General features: G+C 64.1%; 14 protein-coding genes. 7 read left to right on the forward strand and 7 right to left on the reverse strand.

Translation table 11 applies throughout. The features are described from left to right. Window positions 1–7: 7 nt before the first annotated feature. Window positions 8–1,144: an acyl-CoA dehydrogenase family protein gene (locus NLM32_RS45030; protein ID WP_254135054.1), complete on the reverse strand. Its 1,137-nt coding sequence runs from the start codon at window positions 1,142–1,144 to the stop codon at window positions 8–10. Window positions 1,145–1,410: 266 nt separating this feature from the next. Between NLM32_RS45030 and NLM32_RS45035 the strand changes: the two genes are divergently transcribed. After that, on the forward strand, window positions 1,411–2,961 hold the full coding sequence (locus tag NLM32_RS45035) for a long-chain fatty acid--CoA ligase (protein WP_254135055.1): 1,551 nt from the start codon (window positions 1,411–1,413) through the stop codon (window positions 2,959–2,961). Window positions 2,962–3,035: 74 nt separating this feature from the next. Beyond that, window positions 3,036–4,256 (forward strand): ABC transporter substrate-binding protein, encoded by a 1,221-nt coding sequence (locus NLM32_RS45040; RefSeq protein WP_254135056.1) that lies wholly within the window; start codon window positions 3,036–3,038, stop codon window positions 4,254–4,256. Here the strand turns inward: NLM32_RS45040 and NLM32_RS45045 are convergent. Together NLM32_RS45045 and NLM32_RS45050 are read right to left on the reverse strand one after the other, a co-directional pair. Next, window positions 4,253–5,770, reverse strand: coding sequence for a glycosyltransferase family 2 protein (locus tag NLM32_RS45045; protein WP_254135057.1), 1,518 nt, complete (start codon window positions 5,768–5,770; stop codon window positions 4,253–4,255). The two genes, NLM32_RS45040 and NLM32_RS45045, sit on opposite strands and share 4 nt — an antisense overlap. Before the next feature lie 53 nt (window positions 5,771–5,823). Continuing rightward, entirely contained in the window at window positions 5,824–6,594 is a 771-nt protein-coding gene (locus NLM32_RS45050; protein ID WP_254135058.1) for a helix-turn-helix transcriptional regulator, read from the reverse strand. A 185-nt stretch (window positions 6,595–6,779) separates the two neighbouring features. On the opposite strand from NLM32_RS45050, the gene NLM32_RS45055 reads away from it, so the two are divergent. From NLM32_RS45055 to NLM32_RS45075, 5 genes are all read left to right on the forward strand, one after another. After that, a complete protein-coding gene (locus NLM32_RS45055; RefSeq protein ID WP_254135059.1) occupies window positions 6,780–9,041 on the forward strand; it encodes a marine proteobacterial sortase target protein in 2,262 nt (753 codons plus the stop codon). A 175-nt stretch (window positions 9,042–9,216) separates the two neighbouring features. Continuing rightward, the gene (locus NLM32_RS45060) at window positions 9,217–9,786 is read left to right on the forward strand and encodes a class GN sortase (RefSeq protein WP_254135060.1); all 570 of its coding nucleotides are present in this window, start codon (window positions 9,217–9,219) and stop codon (window positions 9,784–9,786) included. A 164-nt stretch (window positions 9,787–9,950) separates the two neighbouring features. Continuing rightward, window positions 9,951–10,943, forward strand: a complete 993-nt coding sequence (locus tag NLM32_RS45065) for a glycosyltransferase family 2 protein (protein ID WP_254135061.1) — start codon at window positions 9,951–9,953, stop codon at window positions 10,941–10,943. 155 nt (window positions 10,944–11,098) lie between these two features. After that, window positions 11,099–13,348, forward strand: a complete 2,250-nt coding sequence (locus tag NLM32_RS45070) for an acetate--CoA ligase family protein (RefSeq protein WP_254135062.1) — start codon at window positions 11,099–11,101, stop codon at window positions 13,346–13,348. 148 nt (window positions 13,349–13,496) lie between these two features. Continuing rightward, window positions 13,497–14,327 (forward strand): MlaD family protein, encoded by an 831-nt coding sequence (locus tag NLM32_RS45075; RefSeq protein WP_254135063.1) that lies wholly within the window; start codon window positions 13,497–13,499, stop codon window positions 14,325–14,327. A gap of 3 nt (window positions 14,328–14,330) precedes the next feature. Here the strand turns inward: NLM32_RS45075 and NLM32_RS45080 are convergent, their stop codons facing one another. The 4 genes from NLM32_RS45080 to fmdA form a co-directional block, all read right to left on the reverse strand. After that, on the reverse strand, window positions 14,331–17,309 hold the full coding sequence (locus tag NLM32_RS45080; protein WP_256568674.1) for an autotransporter outer membrane beta-barrel domain-containing protein: 2,979 nt from the start codon (window positions 17,307–17,309) through the stop codon (window positions 14,331–14,333). A gap of 328 nt (window positions 17,310–17,637) precedes the next feature. Beyond that, complete coding sequence (locus tag NLM32_RS45085; protein ID WP_212241148.1) at window positions 17,638–18,678, reverse strand: aliphatic amidase; 1,041 nt, start codon at window positions 18,676–18,678, stop codon at window positions 17,638–17,640. 44 nt (window positions 18,679–18,722) lie between these two features. Then, entirely contained in the window at window positions 18,723–19,100 is a 378-nt protein-coding gene (locus NLM32_RS45090) for a zinc ribbon domain-containing protein (protein WP_254135065.1), read from the reverse strand. 172 nt (window positions 19,101–19,272) lie between these two features. Further along, the gene (gene fmdA / locus NLM32_RS45095) at window positions 19,273–20,502 is read right to left on the reverse strand and encodes a formamidase (protein WP_254135066.1); all 1,230 of its coding nucleotides are present in this window, start codon (window positions 20,500–20,502) and stop codon (window positions 19,273–19,275) included. Window positions 20,503–20,511: the final 9 nt, after the last annotated feature.

A 20,511-nucleotide genomic window follows, 5' to 3' on the forward strand; every position in this document is an offset into this window, starting at 1 on the left:
TTCCTCGTCACAACCCCATCTGCCGGCTGGCGAGATCCTTCATGATCTCCTCGGTGCCGCCGCCGATGGCGTTGACCTTGACCTCGCGATAGATGCGCTCGGCCTTGATGCCGCGCATGAAGCCGGCGCCGCCGAAAATCTGCACGGCTTCCGAGGCGCAGAACGCCATGGTCTGCGTCGCCTGGTTCTTCATCATGCAGATTTCGGCGACCGGGCTCTCGCCCTGCTCCAGCCGCCAGGCCAGCAGTTCCAGCATCGCCTGCGACGCCGCGACCTTTTGCGCCATGTCGACGATCTTGTGGCGGATGACCTGGTGCTGGGCGAGCGGCTTGCCGAAGGTCTTGCGTTCCTTGGCGTAGGCGATCGCTTCGTCGAGACAGACCCGCGCGAAGGCGGTGCAGCCCGCAGCCATGCCCATCCGCTCGCTGTTGAAATTCTGCATGATGATCTTGAAACCCTGGCCCTCTTCGCCGATCAGGTTGTCGGCCGGCACACGGCACTCGTCGAAATGCAGCGTCGCGGTATCCGAGGCCCACCAGCCCATCTTCTTCAGCTTGGTGCGCGACAGGCCGGGCGTATCGCCCTCGATCAGGAGCAGGCTCACACCACCGGCGCCCTCGCCGCCGGTACGCACCGCAACGGTCAGATAATCGGCGCGCACGCCCGAGGTGATGAAGGTCTTCTCGCCGCTCACGACGTAGTGATTACCGTCGCGCCGCGCCTTGGTGCGCAGGTTCGCAACGTCCGATCCGCCGCCCGGCTCGGTGATGGCGAGCGCGGAGATCTTCTCGCCGGAAAGCACCTGCGGCAGCACCCGCGCCTTGACCTCGGGCCGCGCTGCGCGTGCGATCGGCGGCGAGCCGATGGTGTGGCTCATCAGGCTGGCGCTGACGCCGCCGGCGCCTGCCCGCGCCAGCTCCTGGCTGGCCACGATCTTCATGAACTGGTCGGCGGCGATCCCGCCATATTCCTCGGGGAATCCGAGCCCCAACAGGCCGATCTCGGCCGCCTTGCGATAGAGCGCGCGGGGGAATTCGCCGGCTTCGTCCCATTCATGGGCAAAGGGCGCGATCTCCTTGTCGACGAAGCGACGCATGACGTCGCGGAAAGCGTCGTGCTCGGCGGTATAGAACGGGCTCTTCATGGCATGCGCGCCTTCGACGACTCTCTTCGCGTTCCACCATGGCCGGAACATTGGCGGCCCACTTGCGCCGAGTGGCTGGGTGGTTCGTCGCACCTCGCCGGCCCGCAACCTAGCAACTCAACGCAAGACGATTTTCGTCCCCCGCAGGCCAACTCCAAATCAAAAAAGACTGCTGCACAAAACTCCGGCTGGCCTCCCAGGGCCATGCCGGGCATGGTGCACAGCAATAAAATTCAGGTGGCACAAGACCGCCGAGGGAGGGATTTTTGGCCGTTCGTTACTACGACTGGATCGCTCATCATGCGCGCCGCGCACCTCACAGAGTCGCGGCCATCGATCTCGCGAGCGAGCGCCGCTTCAGCTATGCGCAGCTTGACGCCCGCGTCTCGCGCCTCGCCTCGTTCTTCCGCCACACGCTGAATGTCTCGCGCGGCGACCGCGTCGCGGTACTAGCGCTGAACACGACCGACACGCTGGAGGTGCAGTTCGCCTGCGGGCGGCTAGGCGCGGTCTTCGTGCCGCTGAACACCCGGCTCACCGTTCCCGAGCTTCAATTCATCACCGCCGATTGTGCGCCGAAGGTGATGATCCACGACACCGATCTCGCCGAGACGGCGCTCACTGTGGCAAAGCTCTGCAACGTCGCCACCAGCCTGCTGCTTGGCCCCGGCGGCGGCTATGAGGCCGGCATCGCCTCTGCTAAACTGCTCGATCGCGCCGAAGACATCACGCTCGATGACGTCTCGACCATCATGTACACGTCGGGCACGACGGGACATCCGAAGGGCGCGACCATCACCCATGGCATGACCTTCTGGAATTGCGTCAATCTCGGCGGGCCCGCCTGTATCGGACCGTCCTCGGTGCTGCTCACCGTGCTGCCGCTGTTCCACACCGGCGGGCTCAACTGCTACACCAATCCCGTGCTGCATGCCGGCGGCACCGTGATCATCATGCGCGCGTTCGATCCCGGCATCGCGCTCGGCCTGATCAACGATCCCGCGCAGGGCATCAACGTGTTCTTCGGCGTGCCCGCGATCTATCAATTCATGGCGCAGCAGCCGGCCTTCGCGACAACTGATCTTTCCCGGCTGATCGTCTGCGGCGTCGGCGGCGCGCCGATGCCGGTGCCGCTGCTGAAGGTGTGGGAGGCGCGCGGCGTCGCGCTTCAGCAGGGTTACGGCATGACCGAGACGTCGCCGGCCGTGCTGGTGCTCGACCGCGAGGACGCGGCGCGCAAGGCCGGCTCTGCCGGCAAGCCGGTGCTGCACACCGAGGTTCGGATCGTGCGCCCGGACGGAAGCGATGCCGATGTCGGCGAGCTCGGTGAACTCTGGGTCAAGGGACCGAACATCACGCCCGGCTACTGGAACAGGCCGGACGCGAACAAATCCTCCTTCACCGACGGCTGGCTGCACACCGGCGATGCGACACGCGTGGATGACGAAGGCTTCTACTACATCGTCGACCGCTGGAAGGACATGTACATCTCCGGCGGCGAGAACGTCTATCCCGCTGAAGTCGAGAACGTCCTGCATCAGCTCACCGCGATCGCGGAGGCAGCCGTGATCGGCGTTCCCGATCCGCAATGGGGCGAAGTCGGCCTCGCCATCGTTGCTGTCAAACAGGGGCAGCGATTGACCGAGACTGATGTCCTTGCGCATTGCGCAGCCAATCTCGCGCGCTTCAAATGTCCGCGCCAGGTCCGCTTCGTCGATGCGCTGCCGCGCAATGCCACCGGCAAGATCCACAAGCCGACCCTGCGCAAGGAATTCTCGGTCGCTTCCGAGGTCGACAAGAAAGTCGCCAACGCCTGATCAAAGCGCCCCTCGCGGGCGCTTTCGTTTTTCGACGTGCCTGCTCCAACCCAGAACAATCGCAAGGAAATTTCATGAACAAGAAACTCTCCCTGCTTGCCGCAGCAACCGCGTTGACGCTGCTCACGATCCAGGGCGCGTCCGCCCAGAAGGCGTACGACACCGGCGTCACCGACACCGAGATCAAGCTCGGCAATGTCGAGGCTTATTCGGGACCTGCTTCCGCTTACGGCGTCATCGGCAAGACCGAGGAAGCCTATTTCAAGATGATCAACGATCAGGGCGGCATCAACGGCCGCAAGATCAACTGGATCTCCTATGACGACGGCTACTCGCCGCCGAAGACAGTGGAGCAGATCCGCAAGCTGATCGAGAGCGACGAGGTCTTCCTGGTGTTCAACGCGCTGGGCACGCCAACCCAGACCGCCGTGCAGAAATATCACAACTCCAAGAAGGTGCCGCAGCTGTTCCTTGCCACCGGCGCCAGCAAGTGGAACGATCCGCACAACTTCCCCTGGACCATGGGCTTCCAGCCGAGCTATCGGGTCGAGGCGCGGATCTTCGCCAAATACATTCTGAAGGAGAAGCCGGACGCGAAGGTTGCGATCTTCTATGCCAATGACGATTTCGGCAAGGACTACCTTGCCGGCATCAAGGACGTGTTCGGCGACAAGGCTTCGAAGCTGATCGTGGCCGAAGAAAGCTACGAGACGTCGGAGCCGTCGATCGACGCCCATATCGTCAAGCTCAAGGACACCGGCGCCGATACGTTCGTCAACATCGCGACGCCCAAATTCGCGGCGCAAGCGATCAAGAAGATCGCCGAGCTCGGCTGGAAGCCGATGCATCTAATGACCGACGTATCGGTGTCGATCGGCGCGGTGATGAAGCCTGCCGGCCTCGAGGCCTCCGAAGGCGTGCTCTCGGCCGGCTATCTGAAGGATGCCTCGGACCCGCAGTGGAAGGACGATGCCGGCATGAAGAAGTTCATGGCCTTCATCGAGAAGTACATGCCCGGCGCGAACATCTCGGACGCCAATCTGGTCTACGGCTATGCCGCGGCCCAGACCATGGTGCAGGTGCTGAAGCAGGCGGGCGACAATCTCACCCGCGAGAACGTTATGAAGCAGGCCGCCAGCCTGAAGGACTTCACCCCGGACACGCTGATTCCGGGGATCACGATCAACACCTCGGCCACCGACTTTGCGCCGATCGAGCAGCTCAAGATGTGGCGGTTCAAGAGCGGCCAGTGGGAGCTGTTCGGCCCCATCATCAGCGCAGAACCGAGCGGCTAGTTGCGATCGGAAATTGCCGACACGCGCGGGATGGCGGTCGAAAGGCCGCCATCTTTTTGATCGCCGTCGCGCACGTCCCGGCTCACATCGATGGCCACGACGGAAAGGCCGAGACGGCGCGCATCGCCGACACCCCTGAGCACGGGGCAGGCCCATGCCAGGGTGGCGACGCCTGATTTCGGCAGATCCAGGCTGAGCGTGTAGCGGTCGCAACCGATCTCGATCGCGGCGGGATCCACAGGCGCACCGTCGAGATAGAATTGCGTGCCGATCTTGTCGAGCGGCGCACGCAGCGCAGGGCTTTGGATGCAGACCGTATTGCGCCCAGCCGTTCCCTTGATGCGAACGGCCGCCTGCGGCTCGCTCCAGCGAAATGTGTAGCCGGCCGCCGTCTCCTCGGCGTGAAATCCGATCTGCGCGAGAACGTGATCGCCGAGCAGTTTCGGCGCAGGCCTGACGTGCCCGCGAACGCGACGGATACATTCGAGCCGCTGCAGGCGGATCAGCGATGCGATGTAGCGTTTCATCCAATGGGCGATGGCGTCGCTCGACCCGACCACCGCCAGTCCCGTCAACATCGATCGTGCATGTACGACGGCGAACCGTGCGGCGAGACGTGGACGGATATCGCCGAGCAGCGCCGGCGCGGTCCAGCGCCACATGGCCCGCAGCTTCTCGTCGAACCGCCTCCAGCCCCCGTAGCGCATCAGCGCGTTCAGTGCATGGAGGGCAAGCGCACCATCGAAATTGTACGGCTCGCTCCATTCGCGGGGAATCTCGAGCAGCTCCCAGCCCGGATCGTGTCGATCCTCGCTGAGATAACGGATCTCGCCCTGCACGAAATCGAGCGTGAACGTCTTCAGCTCGCCGATCCGGCCGACGTAATAGTGATGGAAGCGCGCCTCCTCGAGATAGCCGATGGCGTAACCCCGCGCAAAATATCCGGCGGCGAGCACCCATTCGGCGAAATGACCTAGCTCTTCGCGCAGGCCCCCGCACTCCTCATAGACGTCACGCCGCGTCACGAAGCACTGGTCGAGCACCTTGCGCCAGGGATGCTGCTTCATGCCGAACTCGATGTCGGCCTGGTACATCGCGGCCTCCGCCTCCGACAGGCGGTTGTGGCAGATCGGGACCGAGCGGCAGGAAAACCCGGCCCAATCGGGATGATCGTCGATCGCGCGGATGCAGAGCGCAATCACGTCGGGCTCCGGCCGGCAATGCGATTCCGTAAAGAACAGATAGCGGCCGCGCGCCCTGGAGGCGCCGATTGCGCTGAGCCCGATATCGTGAACGGAGTCGGCGAATTCGAGGTGCGCCCGGTCGCCCGCGAGCTGCTTCAGCTCCGCGAGCGCCGTGAAATCGCGCGGCACGACCAGAATAATCTCATAGAGAGACCGGTCCGCCGTCTGCGCCGTCCAGCCGAGCCAGGATTGCTCCCATTGCCCGCGGTGAGATTCGAGCGGGATGATGACGGAGAACAGCGGCCGGTCGGGACCCAAGCCGGATTTCATGCCGGATTTCACCCCTCAACATGATCGCGCGGGACGCCAATTCGGGCGCAGGTTCAGGCAGGCAAAAACAGCGCAAAAGACTCGTCGACGGTACGCCGAAGGTGATCGCGATACAGCTTGTAATTCACCTGGTCCGGTGCGATCCGGCCCACAGCCGGATCGGCGATATTCCGTGCCGGCACATAGGCAATGGGTGCCGCGACCGGCGTCAGCTGCGAGCCGGCGCCGGCGCGCAGCGTCGAGATGATGCCATACATCGCGCCGGACACGGTTGGCCGCGATACCGTGATCACGCGATGCTGGCCATGCTTGTTGATGACAAGGTAGATGAACCCCGACTGATGCGGCACGGCAACCTCGCCGGTGTGCTCATAGGCCGCATCGGTCCGCTCGCCCTCGCGGAAGACCAGGGATGAGACCTTCGGCTCCCAGACGATCTCGGTGCGATAGGCAAAGATCGCATCCTTGTCGCCAAAGGACGGCCGCAGCGTGATGTAGACATCTTCCAGCCAGGTCACGGCGCGATGCGAATAGGAGCCGAGGCTGTCAGGCGCGACGTCGTTGCCTGCCACGGGCGCTGGCGTCACCGTGGTCTTGCGCAGCGACACGCCCAGCGCCTGCTCGAGCCGGACCGTGGTCGCCAGGGTAAACGGACGGCGGCCGCCGAGCGCCTTCTCCAGCGTCGACAGGCTGAGCTTGGCCTGCTCGGCCAGCGCCTGCCGCGAAATCCGGCGCCTTGCGATTTCCTCGCGGATCGTCTCCGCAACCTCGCGGCTTTGTTCGTCCGAAAGCTGCCCGTCGTTGAGTTTATCCGGCGTCTGCATCGTTAACCCTGCTCCACTGCGGCCAGTCTAGCAGGGCGGACAAATCAGCACAAAACCGGACATGGCCGCCAAGACGGCAGCCGGCAAGGCCAGCCGCGGCGGAACATTGCCGATCAATCTGCTCGCGACAATGCCCCCTCCCGACCGATGCTCAGGGGCGTGAAACACTTTCGGGAGCAGGCCAAATGGACAATTACGACGCGGTTGACAGCCACGAACACCCCTGGCTCGGGAGGCTGATCAAGGTCGGTCTGTTCCTTCTGGCGCAAAGCATCGCCGTGCTCCTGGTCAGTTTCGTGGCCCTGCTGGTGAGCTTCGAGACCTCCTGGTCTGCGACGACCGAGCAGGCCGGCCTGCTCCAGCCCGGCGACGCCAAGTCCGGCAGCCTCCTCCTGAAGGAGGACGGCGCCACCACCGAAGCCATCCGTCTCGGGATCGATGTCGACATCACGGTGTCCGGCCCGACGCTGCGCACGCGCGTCACGCAGGTCTTCCGTAACCCGACCAAGGACTGGGTCGAGGCGACCTATGTCTACCCGCTTGCCGCCGACGGCGCCGTCGACACGCTGAAGATGGTGGTCGGCGACCGCGTCATCGTCGGCGACATCAAGGAGCGGCAACAGGCGCGCGTGATCTACGAACAGGCGCGTCGCAACGGACAGAAGGCCGCGCTCACGGAGCAGGAGCGACCGAACATCTTCACCAATTCGGTCGCCAATGTCGGCCCCGGCGAAACCGTGCTGGTGCAGATCGAATATCAGGAGCCGGTGCATCAATCCGGCAACGAATATTCGCTGCGCGTGCCGCTCGTGGTCGGGCCGCGCTACAATCCGGCGCCGATCGTGCAGAGCGTCGACTTCCGCAAGGACGGCTCCGGCTGGGGCGCAACCAGTTCCGATCCGGTGCCCGACCGTGACCGCATCTCGCCGCCGGTGCTCGATCCCGCCAAGAGTGCGCCGATCAATCCGACCAGCATCGCGGTGCACCTGAAAGCCGGCTTTGCGCTCGGCGAGGTGAAGAGCCACCATCACAACGTCAAGATCGAGAGCCCGGACAACACGACGCGAGTCGTGACGCTTGCCGACGGCACCGTGCCGGCCGACCGCGATTTCGAGCTGACCTGGAAGCCGGCGGCCGAGAAGGCGCCGTCGGTCGGCCTGTTCCGCGAGCATGTCGGCGACGCCGACTATCTGCTCGCCTTCGTCACGCCGCCGGCCGCCGAGCAGGCAACACAGAAGCCGCTGCCGCGCGAAGTGGTGTTCGTGATCGACAATTCCGGCTCGATGGGCGGCACCTCGATCGAACAGGCCAAGGCAAGCCTGCTCTATGCGCTCGGCCGTCTCCAGCCGAACGACCGCTTCAACGTGATCCGTTTCGACGACACCATGGACGTGCTGTTTCCGACCTCGGTGCCGGCCGATACCGCCCATGTCGGCGAAGCGACGTCATTCGTCGGCGCATTGCAGGCGCGTGGCGGCACCGAGATGGTGCCGGCGATGCGTGCGGCACTGACCGACAAGATCGGCGATACCAACATGGTTCGCCAGATCGTGTTCCTCACCGACGGCGCGATCGGCAACGAACAGCAATTGTTCGAGACCATCACCGCGATGCGCGGCCGCTCGCGCATCTTCATGGTCGGCATCGGCTCCGCGCCCAACACCTATCTGATGACGCGGGCTTCCGAGCTCGGCCGCGGCGCCTTCACCCACATCGGCTCCGTCGAGCAGGTCGAGGAGCGCATGCGCGGCCTGTTCGCCAAGCTGGAGAACCCCGCCGTGACCGGCCTTACCGCAAAATTCTCCGACGCCAAAGCCGACGTCACGCCCGCGATCATTCCCGACGTCTATCGCGACGAGCCGCTTGTGCTCGCAGCAAAGCTCGACAAGCTCGCTGGCGCGCTGGAAATCAAGGGCCGCGTCGGCGACCGGCCGTGGTCGGTGACATTGCCGCTGCAAAATGCCGCCGAGGGCAAGGGCCTGTCAAAGCTCTGGGCCAGGCGCAAGATCGGCGACGCCGAGGTGGCGCGGACGCTCCGCGAGAAGACACCGGAAGACACGGACAAGGCGATCCTTGCGCTGGCGCTCGACCATCAGATCGTCACGCGACTGACCAGCCTTGTCGCGGTCGACAAGACACCGAGCCGTCCCGAAGGCCAGCCGCTCAAGCTCAGTGAGCTTCCGATCAACCTGCCGGCGGGCTGGGATTTCGCGAAGGTGTTCGGCGAACGGCCGCAGCTGACGCCGACACAGTTGCGCGAGCGCCGCGCCGATGCAGGCCAGCCTGCAGCAAGGCGGCCGGCTCCTGTCACACCGGATGCGATCCGCGTGCCCAAGACCTCGACCTCAGCCGCGCTGAAGATGATCGCAGGTCTGGTCATGATCGTACTTGCCCTGATCGTGTTCATGTTCAACCGGCGCCAGTCCTTGCTCACTGACGCCGCTTGAGAGAGGAGCGCCCCGAACTCCTCTTGCTTGGCGCGCGCGGCTGCCCGTCCCGAAACCAACGGCCGCGCGCGCTTTTTTCTTTTCGCCATTGCGAGCGCAGCGAAGCAATCCAGACTGCCTCCCCCGAAAGACTCTGGATTGCTTCGCTGCGCTCGCAATGACGGTGGAGAGACCAATGCCACGCTTCGTCTCCCCTCTGGCCCTCGTGTTGGTCGGCGCCATCCTGTTCGGCGACGGCGCCTACATCCACGCCAAGGCGTGGCTCGCGCAGATGCTCCTGGTGCGTGCGTTCGACCGGAGTGTTGCGACCGGCCAGCCGGTCAAGCCATGGTCCTGGGCCGATACCTGGCCGGTGGCGCGGATCGAGGTCAAGCGGATCGGCGCCAGCGCCATCGTGCTGGACGGCACGAGCGGACAGGCGCTTGCTTTCGGACCGGGCCATCTCCACCAAACGGTGGATGCCGGCGAGCGCGGCGTTGCTGTATATGCTGCCCATCGCGATACACATTTCCGCTTCCTGCGGGATGTTGCCATTGGTGACGTGATCGATGTCACACGCAGTGACGGCAAACGCTTTCGCTATCGCGCGGATTCCTCCGCGATCGTGCGTTTCGACGCATCGGGCATCGATCCCGCAACGCAGGATTTCGAGCTTGTGCTTGCGACGTGCTGGCCGTTCGACGCCGTCACGTCGGGCCCCGAACGGTATCTGCTGCATGCCACCCTGATCGGGGATGGTGAATAGCCGTTCGCAATCGCGCCCATCCGGGATCGATCGAGCTCTCGCAAGCCATGCTTGGCGCATGCGACAACCAGCTTCGCTGGAACCGCTGAACTGGTGCCGCCAGCCGTAGACCTATAGAAGGGCCAGCGATTTCTGCAGCCGAGCTGGGCGGGAAGAAGGGGTAAATGGACGACGAGTTTAGGCAGCGTCTCGACCAGCGATTGGAGCAGCTCGAAAACCGCGTCGCGCTGCTGGAACGGAATCTGGATCTCGTCGCGGCCGGTCAGAGACGCTCCTCGCTTCGCAGCCTCTGGCGGCGTCCACCGATGTGGACGTTCGAACAATATCCGGCGCGAATGCTCAACCTGAACGCGTTCAACTCCGCACCCGCGATCCCTGCGACAGCGCCGCGGATCGCGATGGTCACGCCAAGCTACAATCACGCGCAATATCTCGGCGCCACGATCGACAGCATTCTGAGCCAGGCCTATCCGAACCTCTATTATCACGTGCAGGACGGCGCCTCGATCGACGGCACGATCGATCTCCTGAAGAACCGCAGCGACAGCATCAGCTGGAGGAGCGAACCGGACAAGGGCCAGTCCAACGCCATCAATCTCGGCTTTGCCGGCGTCGACTGCGAGATCATGGCCTATCTCAACAGCGACGACGTGCTGCTGCCCGGAACGCTCGCTCATGTCGTCAACTATTTCATGTCGCATCCCGATGTCGACATCGTCTACGGCAACCGCATCTTCATCGATCGCGAAGGACTCGAGGTCGGTCGTGCCGTGTTGCCCCGCCATGACGGCAAGGTGCTGCGATATGCCGACTACATTCCGCAGGAGACGATGTTCTGGCGCAAGCGCGTGTGGGACAAGCTTGGTGCGATCGACGAAAGCTTCCACTACGCGATGGACTGGGACTTCATCCTGCGGGCGCAAGCCGCCGGATTCAAGTTCGCGCGGCTACCGCGGTTTCTGTCCTGCTTCCGTATTCACGACGCGCAGAAGACGGCGGCGACCTACGCGATCGGCGTCAGGGAGATGGGCATCTTGCGGCGCCGCGTTCTCGGATTCGATCCGACGCAGATGCAGATCCGGCGCGCCATCGCGCCTTATCTCGTCCGGCAGCTGGCCTATCATTATGCCTACAAGCTGGGGGTCCTGCGATACTGACGCGGACAAGATGCGAGCCGGCGATTGACGTCGTCGCCTGCGATCCGCCGCGCATTCCGCCGGGCGGCATGCAGCCCTGCCGGTTGCCACTCCACCCAACTCGCCATACAACAAGGTGACGCGCCACCAAGAAGAACAAAAGGTGAGGTCACGCCATGGAAGCCCGGATCTCTAACGCGCAGGTCGCTCAAGCACAGGTCTCTGCCGCGTCGGTTCCTGCCCGCTCATGGTCGCCGCCCCCTGATGCCAGCGACATCGTCAAGGGCATCCACGCCATGCTGCATCCGCGCAACATCGTGCTGGTGGGCGCGACCGACAAGCCCGGCAACTACGCCGAGCGCATCTGGAACAATCTGGTCAGATATGGCTTCGAGGGCGGGCTCTATCCCGTCAACGCCAAGCGCGAAACCATCTGGGGCGTGCCCTGCTACAAGGATTTTGCCAGCCTCCCCGAGAAGCCAGATCACGTTCTGGTGCTGGTGCCCGCGCGCTTTGCCGTGCAGGTGATCCGCGACGCCGCTGCTGCCGGCGCGCGGTCGGCCACCATCGTCACGTCGGGTTTCAGCGAACTGCAGGATGAGGAGAGCCAGAAGCTTGCCGCCGAGCTGCAACGGGCCGTGCGTGAGACCGGGCTCGCCGTCACCGGCCCGAACTGCCTCGGCAATTTGAGCGCCGGCGAAAAACTCTTCACCAATATCGACGACCGCATCGTCACCATGGAACAGGGCGCGGTGGCGATCGCAGGCCAGTCCGGCGCCATCGTCATGGCAATCCGGCAGGCGCTGGAGGATCGCGGCGTCGGTGTCGGCTACATGGTGACGACCGGCAACGAAACCGGGCTCGAGACACCCGACCTGATGCGCTATTTCGCCGAAGATCCGAGCGTCAAGGTGATCGTGGTCTATCTCGAAGGCGTGCGTAACACCAAAGCCTTTCGCGATGCCTGCAAGGCCGCGCGCGCCGCGAGCAAGCCGGTGATCGCGCTCAAGCTCGGATCATCGGAAGGCGGCCGCGCTGCAGCGATGGCGCACACCGGTGCGCTGGCGGGCTCGATCGAGACGTTCGACGCGATCGCAACCCGCGAAGGCGTGATCCGCGTCGGCGGGCTCGACGAATTGATCGAGACCACCGAATGCTTCGTCCACGCCGCCGTGCCCAAGGGCGACCGGCTCGCCGCAGTCACGCTGTCTGGCGGCAAGCGCGGCATGCTGCTCGACGCCTTCTATGCCGAGGGCCTGAATTTCGCGCCGCTCAGTCCACATGTCGGCAGCGAACTGGCCAAGATGCTCGGCCCGGGGTCGATCGTCGGCAATCCGCTCGACGCCGGCTTTGCGGCGGTGGTCGATCCCTCCGTCTACATGAAGTCGATCAAGCTGATGATCGACGACCCGGATATCGACATCGTCATCGTCGACGCCGAGTTTCCAAAAGTGCCGCACGAGCAGCGCGAGCGCAATTTGCGCATCGTCAACGAGATGGCGAGCCGCGCGGCAAAGCCCGTGATCTATATCAGCGCGATGTCGATCGGCTTCACCGAGTTCACCAAGGGCCTGCGCAAATCGCTGCCGCACCTCGCGGTGATGCAGGGCATGGACCGCGCGGTGACCGCGATCAAATCGCTGCTCGCCTATGCCAGGCTGCGCAAAGAGGTGCCCGACATCGTCTCGAGCTCGAAGCCCGCCGCGCGCGCCGTGCTGGAGAAGGCGCTGGCATCAGCGAGCGGCGCAGCGCTCGACGAGGTCGCCTCGAAGAAGCTGCTGAAGGCCTACGGTATCCCGGTCTCGAAGGAAGGAATCGCGCAGACGGCGGCGGACGCCGTGAAGATCGCCAAGCAGATCGGCTTTCCGGTGGTGGCCAAAGTCGTCAGCGCCGAGATCCTGCACAAATCCGATATCGGCGGCGTGGTGCTGAACCTCAACAGCGCAGCCGAGGTGAAGAAGGCTTTTTCCGACATCACCGCGCGGGTGAAGAAGCTGAAGGGCAAACCAAGGCTCGACGGCATCCTGATCGCGCAGCAGGTCAAGGCCGACCTCGAGCTCGTGGTCGGCGCGTCGCTCGACGCCGAGATGGGGCCGGTCGTGCTGTTCGGCACCGGCGGCATCGATATCGAGCTGATGAAGGACGTGGCGCTGGCTGGCGCACCGCTGGACGAGGCCGAGGCGCGGCTGCTGATCGGCCGCACCAAGGCCGGCATCAAGATGCGCGGCTATCGCGGCAAGCCGGCATTGCACGAGACCTCGGCCGTGAAGGCGCTGGTCGGCCTGTCCAATCTGATCGCGGATGCCGGCGACCGGATCGCGTCGATCGACGTCAATCCGTTCCTGATCAATGCGAAAACCGGCGTCGCGGTCGATGCGCTGATCGTGTTGAACAATGCCGCGGCCAAACGCGCGGCCGGTCATTGATGTCGCTTGAGGCGCGGATTGGCGCAGCGTAATCCGCCGATTTGTACGAATGTCGATAGTAAAGGGCGGGTTACGCTTCGCTAACCCGCCCTGCTTACCATTGCGACTCCTTCCAACTTCCCCGCTTTGGTCGTAAAATCGCTACCCTATGGCACGCGCGAGCAATCTGGTGATCGGAACGACGACGCTGGCGGTGATCGCCGTGGCGTTCGGCGGGCTGCTCGGCGTGCAGAAATGGCGCGCCATCCAGAGTCGCAGCCAGTTGCGCGTCGTGTTCGAAGGCGGTTCCGCGAGCGGCCTGCGCCGCGGCGGCCCGGTTAATTTCGACGGCGTACCCGCCGGCCAGATCCTGTCGATCAAGCTGGACAGTCCGCGCAAGGTCGTCGCGCTGGTGTCGCTCGACAACACCGCGCCGATCCGCAAGGACACGGTCGCCGGCATCGAGTTCCAGGGCCTCACCGGTGTCGCTGCAGTCTCACTGATCGGCGGCGCCCCGTCCGCGCCGCCGGTGCCGCTGGACTCGGACGGCATTCCCGTGTTGACCGCCGATCTCAGCGATGCCGAATCCATCGTCGACACGCTGCATAGCGTCGATCGCACGATCGTCAGCAACGCGCCGGCGATCAAGGACGGCCTGCGCACGTTCGAAAACTATACCGGCGACCTCAGGGGCAAGGGCGACGAGATCGACGCGGTGATGCTCAAGGTCGACAATGCGTTTGCCGGCTTCGACAAGGCGGTCACCAAGATCGAGGGCGTGGTGCCCGGCTTCGTCGACGGCAAGGCCGACGAGTTGTTCGAAAAGGTGAAGGGGCTGCACGAGCTCGCCAACACCATGAAGAAGAAATCGGCAAGCTTCCTCGAGGATACGCGCCGCTCGTTGCTCGACGTCAGCGAGGCCGCCAACAAGATGAGCGGGACGCCCACGCCTGCTGCCGCTCCGCGTCCGCCGCGCAAACCAACGCAGCCGAAGCGGTAGAGCCTACCAGGTGTAGCGCACGACGCCCTTGCCGGCGTAGGAGCGCGTGACGTTCGAGAACTCGCCCTCGAAGGTGGCCGACGCGGACCAGCCGTTCATCCAGTTCATCTGTATCGACGCCGTCGTCAGCGCGGAGTCGCGCGCCAGTGCGGCACCGTTCACGACGAAGGCCGATCCCGGCAGCGTCTGGAACACCGCGCCGATCGTGCGATCCGGATTGAAATCATGCGCCCAGGCGGCGCGGCCGCGCAGCGTCAGCACGCCACCGGCTGCGGCAAACGATCTGTCGGCGCGCAGGCCGAGCTCGGTGCGGGTGCTGGTCACGTCCTTGGCGGCATAGTTGAGCGCGAAGGTGTTGTTGCCGACCACCGCGAATTCCGAATAGCTCGGCAGGCTGAACATCGTGGCCTGGAGCGCGGCATAGGGCGTCAGCCCGATCCACGGCGTTGCCTGGCGATAGCCGCCCTCGATACGGCCTGAAACGGCGTTGGCATTGAATTGCGCCCGCAGCTGATCGGAGCCTGCCGCGGTGACGATGCGGTTGGTGGTGACATCCTGCCAGCCATAGGCCAGCGCGGCCGTGACATAGGCAGGCCCCGCATTGTGGCGAACGAACGCGCCGGCCTGGAACAGATCCGAGTGGCCCCAGCCCAGTCCGTTGACGCCGAAGCCGGTGCCGCCGCCGGCGAGCGCGAAGCCCGCGACCGTCGAGGGCGAGAAGCGATAGTCAAGGCCGACCGCGGTCCCGTAGACGCTGCTGGTCGTGTTGCTGGAGCCGAGTGCCGTGCGACCGTCGGTGGTCTGCGAGCCGCCGTAGCCGGCCGCCCAGACATCCCAGCGCTGCTCGAATGTCGGCGGTGGCGCCTTGCGGTAGATCGAGGCAAAGGCGTCGCTGGGGCGCTTGCCTGATGCGGCGTAGGCAGTCGCACTGGTCTCGTCGGCGTAAGGCGTCGCACCGCTCTCGCCGCTGCGCCCCGAGCCGAACACGTCGGTCAACAGGCTCATGAACAGGTTCATCGCGTTGAACGTCGTCTGCTGCGATCCCGTTGCAGATTCACCGGAGGCCTGCGTGAGGCCGGCGGGACCGAGGCCCGCGAATTCGGCCGGCAGGACACCATTGGTGTTGAAGAAGTTCTGAAGTGTCGTGGCAACGTTCTGCTGGTTGACGTTGAGCGCGTATTTCGCGCCGTAGTTCAGCGTGAAATCGAGAAAGACCTCGTTCGACCCGACGGTCGTCGTGCCGATGAGGCCACCCGGCGCGGCAACGCTCGTAAAATTACCGGTGGCAGTGCCGAAGAAGTCCATGATCGCGTAGTGCTTCTTCACCATGCTGCCGGGATACAGCGAGACGCCGACGGTGCCGCTCAGCGAAACATTGCCGGCCACGAGCGCGTGGCTCGTGCTGGATCCGCTACCCACTTGCACAACATAGACCGAGCCGGGCTGAAGGGTGAGATCGCCCTGGACCTGCATGCTCGAGCCTGGCCCGCCGTCGCCGGGCGCATAAATGCCGCCGTTGGCGATAAGTGTGTTGCCGACGATGCCGGCGCCATACAGCGCGGCTCCGGCATTCACCGTGGTCAGGCTCGATTGCGAGATGTCGCCATCGACGCGCAGGATGCCGCCAATCACGGTCGTCGTGCCGGTGTAGGTATTGGTGCCGGAGAGGACCAGCGTTCCGCTACCGACTTTTTCGAGCGAGCCTGATCCCGCGGGACCGCAGCCGCAGGGATTGAAATCGCCGATGACACCGCTGACTTCGGTCGACAGATTGTTGCCGCCGACAACGAGCGTGTTGCCACCACCGATGTAATAGAAGCCGCTGCCTTGGATCGATCCGGCAGTGACGCGGCCGTCGCCGTTCAGGCCGACGCTACCGCCGAAATCGACGATGCCGGTACCGCTGGTGATGAAACGCGCGTTGCCGCCGGTCGAATTGTCGAAGAACGAGGTCTGGCCGCCGCTCTTTGTGATGATCGTGGCATTGCCGGCCGTCGAGAACGCACCGAAATCGGTGATGCCGTTGGCTTCGTTGATGATCGTGGCATTAGCGGCGGTCGCCGTGCTTCCCGGCACGGCGCCGAAGGTCGTGCCGCCAAAATCCTTGTTGACGATGGTCGCCGAGCCCGCCGAGGATTGATCGATGAACGCGGTCGAGCCGCTGTTCTGGTTGGTGATGCTGGCCGAGCCGGCATTGGTCTGGCTAAAGAAGGCGACCAAGCCGCCGTCATTGGTGATGGTCGCCTGTCCGGCCGTCGCGGTATGGGTGCCGGTCCCGGTCGGATCACCGAAATAGATCTGGCCGTTGTTGGTGATCGCCATGGTGCCGGCGGACGTCGCATTGAGAAACATCGTCACGCCGGAGAAGGCGTTCGACAGCGACGTGACACCCGACATGTCGGCGTTGACGATCTTGAAGAAGCCCTCGTTGGTGACGGCGCCGATGATGCTGGCGGTATGGGTCGCGTCACCAAGCTGCAGCGAGCCGCAGGTGCAGATGAACGTGTCGCCGGTATAGGTGTTGGCGCCAAGCAAGGTCAGGAAACCGGGCCCCTGTACGGAGATGCCGCCGGTACCGACGATGCGGGACGCGATCACGGCCGAGGGATCCCCGGTACCGGTCACATCATTGGTGAAGAAGGTGGTGCCGCCCGTGGCCAGCCTGAGGTCACCGCCCTGGATGGTATAGATCGAGCCATCGCCGGTGAGGTCGAAGCCCACGAGGCTGGTGAGCTGCACGCCGCCCGGCGTGACCGTCACGGTGCCGCCCGTCGCCGGCGTCGAGGGACCGCTGCTGCCGAACAGCGTGCCGGCCGACGCGGGATCATAGGCCGTGCTGGTCGAGCCGAAGAAATCGGTCCAGTTGGTCGTGGTGTTGTCCCACACGCCACCGCCGCCGTTGACCGAACCGTTGGGTGTGGTCTGCGATCCGTTGAAGATCTGCTGGGCGGACGCGGGGGTCACCACAACGGCCACGCTCATGGCAAGACCGAGCCAGAGTGCCGCGCCAATCGCGGCAATGCTCCGGCGCGCGCAACCCTGCCCGCTCGATGGCAACCCAGCCCCCACCTTCAGCCCCTCATTCACGGCGCTCTCAGCGGCGCCGTGGGGAACCTAAAACATGGGGGTGGCCAGTAGAACTACGGGTGGGTCAGAATCCGCCTCTGACGCCGCAACTTAAGCAGATTCGACACGTGTTGTTGCAACCGGGCCACGTTTTGACACGATCAGCTCCCGGCCCGGGCACGCGAAACTGCGTCAGAATGTCCGCCGATGTGTACGGCCATTCACACGCCTAAGCTGGAGCGATCTAATAATTGCTCGGCGCAGCCTCGTTCGGGATGCCGTCGATCGGACATTCGGCTGTGCCCGCAGTCGAGCGCGTCATCGCCTCGACCATGTCGCGGGTGCCTTCCGGATCGGCGATCCAGTTCTTGTAGAAATCATAGGGGCAGGCTGCGACGCCGCGCGGGCTTTCACCGGAATTGATCATGCCGGTGTAGCCACGGTGGACCAGCTTGTAGAGATGGTTCTGCGACTGGCCGTTGCGGCGGGCATCGCGGATCAGATGCTTCGAGAGCTGGGCATATTGGATGCCGTACTCCTCCTCGCCGCACTCGCCGAGCGTTCGACCGTCGAAGCCGATGATCGCGGAGTGGCCGAAATAGGAATAGACGCCGTCGAAGCCGGCGGCATTGGCGACCGCGACATAGACATTGTTGGCCCACGCCATCGCCTTTGAAATCAGAACCTGCTGCTCCTTGGCCGGGTACATGTAGCCCTGGCAGCGCACGATCAGCTCCGCGCCCTTCATGGCGCAGTCGCGCCAGATCTCCGGAAAATTGCCATCGTCGCAGATGATTAGGCTGACCTTCATCCCCTTCGGGCCTTCGGAGACATAGGTGCAATTGCCTGGATACCAGCCCTCGATCGGCACCCACGGCATGATCTTGCGATACTTCTGCACGATCTCACCCTTGTCGTTCATCAGGATCAGGGTGTTGTAGGGCGCCTTGTGCGGATGCTCCTCGTGGCGCTCGCCGGTCAGCGAGAACACGCCCCACACCTTGGCCTTGCGACAAGCTTCGGCGAAAATCGCGGTCTCTTCACCGGGCACGGCAGAGGCCGTCTCGTACATCTCCTTGGAGTCGTACATGATGCCTTGCGTGGAGTATTCCGGGAAAATCACCAGGTCCATGCCGGGCAGGCCGGCCTTCATGCCCACCAGCATGTCGGCGATCTTGCGGGCGTTGTCGAGCACCTCGGCCTTGGTGTGCAGGCGGGGCATCTTGTAGTTCACCACTGCGACGCCGACGGTGTCGTTGCTGCTGGAAATATCGCCGTGAAGCATTGGGGCCGCTCCTGTCTTTTATTTGTTTGAGATTGTCGCGAAGGTCAGTGGCTGATCATCCATGGCCGCGCCGTCGGGAAACCCTTGGCGCCGCTCTTGGTCTTGGTCACCAGCCGCGCCGGCTTCTTCCTGTCCGCCCCGTTCTTGTCCTTCACGGTCTTGCCCGAGGAGCAGCAACCGCAACCCGGGCCGTGCGAGGCCTTGTACTGCGCCAGCGTTTGCGGCGCGTGCGTGCTGCGTTCGTTGACGGCGTGCGCCTTGCGCTTGTCGGCCGGCATGCAGAAGAAATTCGGCGCGGTCAGGATCACGCGCGGCGATGAGACTTCGCAATGCGGGCAGTCCTGCGGATCGTCGCATTCCGCCATCGGGCGCAGGTCCTTGAACGGACCGCAATCGTTACAGAGATATTCATAGACCGGCATCTTCTGTCCCTTCGCGCTGATGTCCGCTTCACCTCTCCCCGCTTGCGGGGAGAGGTCGGATCGCTCTTGCGATCCGGGTGAGGGGGTACAGGAGCCGCGACCACCTCGCGTGTGGAGAGAGGCCCCTCACCCCAACCCTCTCCCCGTAAGAACGGGGAGAGGGAGAGCAGCGTCATTTGTCCGGTGAGATCGGCATCTGGATATCGCCGGTGATGTGCTTGATGGGACCCGCCGCCGACGGCATCACGTCGAAGTCGAAGATCTCGGTCGGCAGCCACAGCGTGGCGCAGGCATTGGGCACGTCGACCACGCCGGAGATGTGGCCCTGGCACGGCGCGGTGCCGAGGATCGAATAGGCCTGGGCGCCGGAGTAGCCGAACTTCTTCAGATACTCGATGGCATTGAGGCAGGCCTGTCGATAGGCGATGTGGACGTCGAGATAATGCTGCTTGCCGGCCTCGTCGACCGAGATGCCTTCGAAGATCAGATAGTCCTTGTAGTTCGGCGTGATCGGCGACGGCTTGAAGATCGGATTCTTGATGCCGTATTTCGACATGCCGTCCTTGATCACCTCGACCTTGAGATGCAGCCAGCCGGCCATCTCGATCGCGCCGCAGAAGGTGATCTCGCCGTCGCCCTGGCTGAAATGCAGGTCGCCCATCGAGAGACCGGCGCCGGGCACATAGACCGGGAAGTAGATTTTTGAGCCGCGGGAGAGATCCTTGATGTCGCAATTGCCGCCATGCTCGCGCGGCGGCACGGTGCGCGCACCTTCCGCGCCGATCTTGGCCTTCGCATCGCCCTTGGCGCGGCCGCCATGCGCGGTCGCCGCAAATGGGGGATTCGCCAGGCCCGGCACGCGGGTCGGGTTGGTCGAGATCAGCTCGGCCTCGCGTTTGTTCCAGGTCTCCAGCATCTTCGGATCGGGCAGGCAGCCGATCAGGCCGGGATGGATGAGACCCGCGAAGTTCACGCCGGGCACGTGGCGCGATGAGGTGTAGAGGCCCTTGATGTCCCAGATCGACTTCTGCGCCAGCGGGAAGTGATCGGTGAGGAAGCCGCCGCCGTTCTGCTTGGAGAAGAAGCCGTTGAAACCCCAGAGGCTCTCCTTCATCGGACCGACGTCGAGCAGGTCAACCACCAGGAGGTCGCCGGGCTCGGCGCCCTTGACGCCGATCGGACCGGAGAGGAAGTGCACGATCGAGAGATCGATGTCGCGCACGTCATCGGCGGAATCATTGTTCTTGATGAAGCCGCCGGTCCAGTCATAGGTCTCGATGATGAAATCGTCGCCGGGATTGACCCAGGCCACGATCGGGATGTCGGGGTGCCAGCGGTTGTGCACCATGTCATTTTCGTAAGCCGACTTGGTGAGATCGACCTTGATCAGTGTCTCTGGCATCGAGATGCT

The organism is Bradyrhizobium sp. CCGUVB14 (assembly GCF_024199935.1).
Taxonomy (GTDB): domain Bacteria; phylum Pseudomonadota; class Alphaproteobacteria; order Rhizobiales; family Xanthobacteraceae; genus Bradyrhizobium.